Below are 4,215 nucleotides of genomic sequence, written 5' to 3' on the forward strand. Positions count from 1 at the left end.
GCGGATCGCGGATCGCGGATCGCGGATCGCGGATCGCGGATCGCGGATCGCGGATCGCGGCAATCATCTGTAGCGGATAGCAAGCCGCGATTCAACCTTTCAACTATCTGGGAGTGGCACCCTCCACGGTATCGCTCGGTGTACTGGGCTGGGAACCGGCCGCTCGTGGAAGCGGCGCGGACCGTCCGCGGGCCGCGCCGACCGACTGCCTCGGCACACGCGACGTCAAGGGCGCTGATGCCCGCTGAGGAGGGCGTCCTGCCAGCTCAGGGGAGGGCGGCCGGTGATCTCCTCGACGTCGTGGCTGACCCGGTCGTATCTGTTCGCCGCGTGCAGCCGCGCCATCGTGGCGATGTGATTGTGCAGATGTTCCGGGAGACGCAGGGCTCGCAGCTCATTGTTCTCCCACTCCTCGAACGGCACATCCGTATAGGTGATGGTCCGTCCCAGAGCGAGCGACCATTCCGCGGCGATCTCTGTCAGGTCCCGGGACGCGCCGCCCGTGAGCTCGTACACATGCCGTGTTCGGCCCGTGGGCCGGGACAGCAGAGCGGCGACCGTCTCCGCCACATCCTGGGCGGCGACAGGTGAGGTCCGGCCGTCGCCGAAAGGGAGACGGATGCTGTCGTACTCCGCCACGGAGGCGGCGGCCACGGTGCTGAAGAGCGGATTCTCCATCATCACGGTCGGCCGGACATGGGTCACCGGAAGGCCCGACCAGTCGAAGATCTGCTCGGCGAGCCAGTGCTGGCGTTGCTGGTCGGATTCGGCGGTGCTCGCCAGACTCATCTGCGAGACGGTCATCTGGGACATGTCGAGGAGGAGATCCAGGCCTCCGTACTCGCGCGCGGCGGCCGCCGTTGTCACCGCCGCCTCCAGATATCTCGGCGAGACGCTCAGGGAGAAGAACGCGCGCTCGCAGCCGTCGAGAGCGGTGAGCACATCGCGGGCACGCGTCAGATCCCCTACGACGACTTCGGCCCCGGTGCGCCGCAACGCGTCGGCCCGCTCATCCTCGCGATGGACCAGCGCGCGAACGGATCTCTTCTGCTCACGGAGGAGCTCCACCACCCGGCGCCCTACGGCGCCCACGGCACCGGCCGCGCCGGTCACCAGGAACGTCGGTTCGCTGTCCATGAGTACCGCCTCTCAAGGTGTCACCAAGATGTCACTCAAGGTGTCCGGGTCAGTGTGCCCGCGCGAGGTCCGTGAGGGCGTCGAGCCGCGTCGGTGTCCAGCCGAGTTCCTTGCGTGCGCGGGCGCCCGTGAACTGCTGGTCGAGTGCGAACGCCTCGGCGATCAAGCCCATTCGGGCCTCCGCCTCCTCCGGGGAGAGGGCAGTGATGTGTCCGGCACGGCCGACGCCCTGGGCCACGGCCCGGACGATCCGGGACAGCGGGATGTTCTGGCCGCTCACACCGGCGTAGACCGATCCGGCGGGCGCGTTCAGGGCCAGGACGTACAGTTCCGCCACATCGTCGACATGGACGAGTGCCCAGTGGTTCCGGCCGTCGCCGATGGAGAGAACCGTGCCTTCGTCGCGCCCTGGGTCGACGAGGAATTGCTTGATGAGGCCTTCTCCGTGGCCGTAGACGAGTCCTGGCATCACCACGACGGGCCGGCTTCCGTCGGAGGCCCTGGCCAGTACCCGTTCTTCGTTCTTGAGCCGCCAGGAAGTGAGCTGCGGTGGATTCAGCGGCGCGTTCTCGTCCGCGACACCATGCGTATTTCCGTAGACCCATGTGCCACCGGTGTGTACGTACGTTCCGCGCCCTCCCAGACCGTCCAGCAGCGCCTGTGACGCCGCGGAGTCGACGGCGGCCGTGTCGGCGCCGTAGTGCTGTCCGAGATGGATGACACCGTCCGCCTCGCCCGCCGCCGCGCGCAGTGTTCCGGTGTCCGTGAGCCCTCCCATGACCGGAGTGGCGCCCAGAGTTTCGACGGAATGCGCGGACCGGTCGCTGCGTGCCAAGGCCGTTACCTCGAAGCCCTGTTGGATCAGTGTTTTGACGGTGGCTTTGCCCACATAGCCGGAGCCGCCCGTGATGAATACCTTCATGGGAATCGGAATCCTTTATCGGTCGAGTACCGCCGGGTATCGGCCGGGTATCGGTCGGGTCGAATCTCTTACGTATTCGACTGTGCCGGGATACCCGCAGCGCCGTCCAAGACCTGATCCGGCGTCTGTGATACCTCCGGGGCATCAGGGCTGCGGGGCGGCCTCACCGCTCGCCCGGACTCGGCCGGCCGAGTCGACGGCGATCCCGGTGAACTCCTCGACCAGTCCATGGTGACGACCGCTTGCCCAGGCCAGACAGACATGGCTCGGGGGAATGTCGTCCACCGGGACGTAGCCGATGTCCGGGCGGGTGTAGAACATCGCGGCGGACAGCGGCAGTACGACGACGCCGCGCCGAGCGGCGACATGTTCGAGTTTCTCCTCGGTCGTATGGATCAAGGGCTGACTCCGCCGCTCCCGGCCGCCCCGGGCCGCGACCATGTCACGCCACTCCGGGACCGCGTCAGGATTCTGGAGCAGATGCTCATCCACGAGATCCGCGATGCCGACGCTCTCCTTGCCGGCCAGCCGGTGATTGCCCGGCGGTACGACGACCCGCTGTTCGGTCAGCAGCGGTACGGTCTCCAGCCCGGTCGGATCGATCGGCATCCGGACGTAACTGACGTCCACGCGACCGTCCCGTACGACATCGGTCTGGTCCTCCCAGCTAGTGCGCACCACCTCGATGTCGAGGCCGGGATGACGGCCGGCCAGCGTCCGTACGGCATCCGTCACGATCAGGCCGGGCATGAACCCGACGGTGAACGTATCAGCGACACGCGCGGCCCGCACGGCTCTGCGCCGCATCGCCGCGGCGCTCGCCAGCAGCGGACGGGCATCGGCGAGCAACTGCTCGCCGGCCGAGGTCAGTTCCGTACTGCGCCGGTCACGGCGGAACAACTGGACCTTGAGTTCGCTCTCCAGCGCCTTGATCTGACGTGAGAGCACAGGCTGGGCGATATGCAGTTCCTCGGCCGCACGGCCGAAGTGCAACCGTTCCGCGACGGCGACGAAATAGCGGATCTTCCGCAGGTCGACGTCCATGCGCGCCTCCACTCAACGGTGATACCTCCAAGGTATCACCGGGCTCCCCAGGCGGCGCGGCCGCACAGGCCCAACGGTTCCGACGAGCAGTGGGCCGTCCCGCCCGCCATGCTGAGAGTTCCGACAGGAGGTCGTCAGCAGGTCGCCGGCAGGTCATCAGGAGGTTCGTCATGAGTATGAAGGTGTGGTTCATCACCGGTGCTTCCCGTGGATTCGGGCTGGAGATCGCACGGAAGGTCCTCGACGGCGGAGACGCGGTCGTCGCGACCGCCCGCGCTCCACGGACCGTCCATGACGCGCTGCCGACGGGCGGGGACCGGCTGCTGGCCGTGCCGCTCGATGTCACGGTCGAGGAGCAGGCGCGGCAGGCCGCCGACGCCGCCGTGGAGCGTTTCGGCCGGATCGACGTCCTCGTCAACAACGCGGGACGCGGGCTGCTGGGAGCGGTCGAGGAGGCGTCGGCGGACGAGGTGAGGGCGGTTTTCGAGACCAATGTCTTCGGTCTGCTGGCCGTCACCCGCGCCGTACTGCCGGTGATGCGTCGGCAGCGCGCCGGCCGGATCATCAACATCAGCTCGGTCGGCGGCTTCGCCGCGGGGAGCGGCTGGGGCGTGTACGCCGGGACGAAGTTCGCCGTCGAGGGCCTGAGCGAGTCCCTGCGCGCCGAACTGCTGCCTCTCGGGATCCTCACGACGGTTGTCGAGCCGGGTGTCTTCAGTACGGACTTCCTCGACTCCAGCTCGCTGCACCGCGTGGAACAGGTCATCCCCGACTACGCCGATACGGTGGGCCGTACCCGCCGGTGGGCGGAGGAGAGCAACCACGCCCAGGAGGGCGATCCGGTCAAGGCCGCCGAGGCCATCGTGACGCTCGCCGCCATGGCCGATCCGCCGAGCCGGCTCCAGTTGGGAGCCGACTCCGTCGAACGAGTCCAGGCCAAACTGGATCTGGTCGCCGAGGAACTCACCCAGTGGCGCGAACTGGCCCTGTCGACGGCCCACAACGGCGGCGCGGGGCGCTAGGGTCTTTCGTTTGGATCTTGCCGGGCTCGTGTGCCCGCAGTGACATCAGCCGCTGCCGCGGCGGGCGCTCCCTGATCCGGCCAGATCCAA

The 4,215-nt window shown here is 67.9% G+C and carries 4 protein-coding genes; 1 reads left to right on the forward strand and 3 read right to left on the reverse strand.

The window, feature by feature from the left end; all coding sequences use genetic code 11:
* Positions 1–225 precede the first annotated feature (225 nt).
* From GA0115259_RS20260 to GA0115259_RS20270, 3 genes are all read right to left on the reverse strand, one after another.
* Positions 226–1,137, reverse strand: a complete 912-nt coding sequence (locus GA0115259_RS20260; protein ID WP_093599052.1) for an NAD(P)H-binding protein — start codon at positions 1,135–1,137, stop codon at positions 226–228.
* 49 nt (positions 1,138–1,186) lie between these two features.
* Entirely contained in the window at positions 1,187–2,059 is an 873-nt protein-coding gene (locus GA0115259_RS20265; protein WP_093599055.1) for an NAD-dependent epimerase/dehydratase family protein, read from the reverse strand.
* A gap of 144 nt (positions 2,060–2,203) precedes the next feature.
* On the reverse strand, positions 2,204–3,103 hold the full coding sequence (locus GA0115259_RS20270) for a LysR family transcriptional regulator (protein WP_093599058.1): 900 nt from the start codon (positions 3,101–3,103) through the stop codon (positions 2,204–2,206).
* A 176-nt stretch (positions 3,104–3,279) separates the two neighbouring features.
* Here GA0115259_RS20270 and GA0115259_RS20275 point away from each other — a divergent pair, with 176 nt between their 5' ends.
* Entirely contained in the window at positions 3,280–4,125 is an 846-nt protein-coding gene (locus tag GA0115259_RS20275; RefSeq protein WP_093599061.1) for an oxidoreductase, read from the forward strand.
* Positions 4,126–4,215: the final 90 nt, after the last annotated feature.

It is taken from the genome of Streptomyces sp. MnatMP-M17 (assembly GCF_900091995.1).
Classification (GTDB): Bacteria; Actinomycetota; Actinomycetes; order Streptomycetales; family Streptomycetaceae; genus Streptomyces.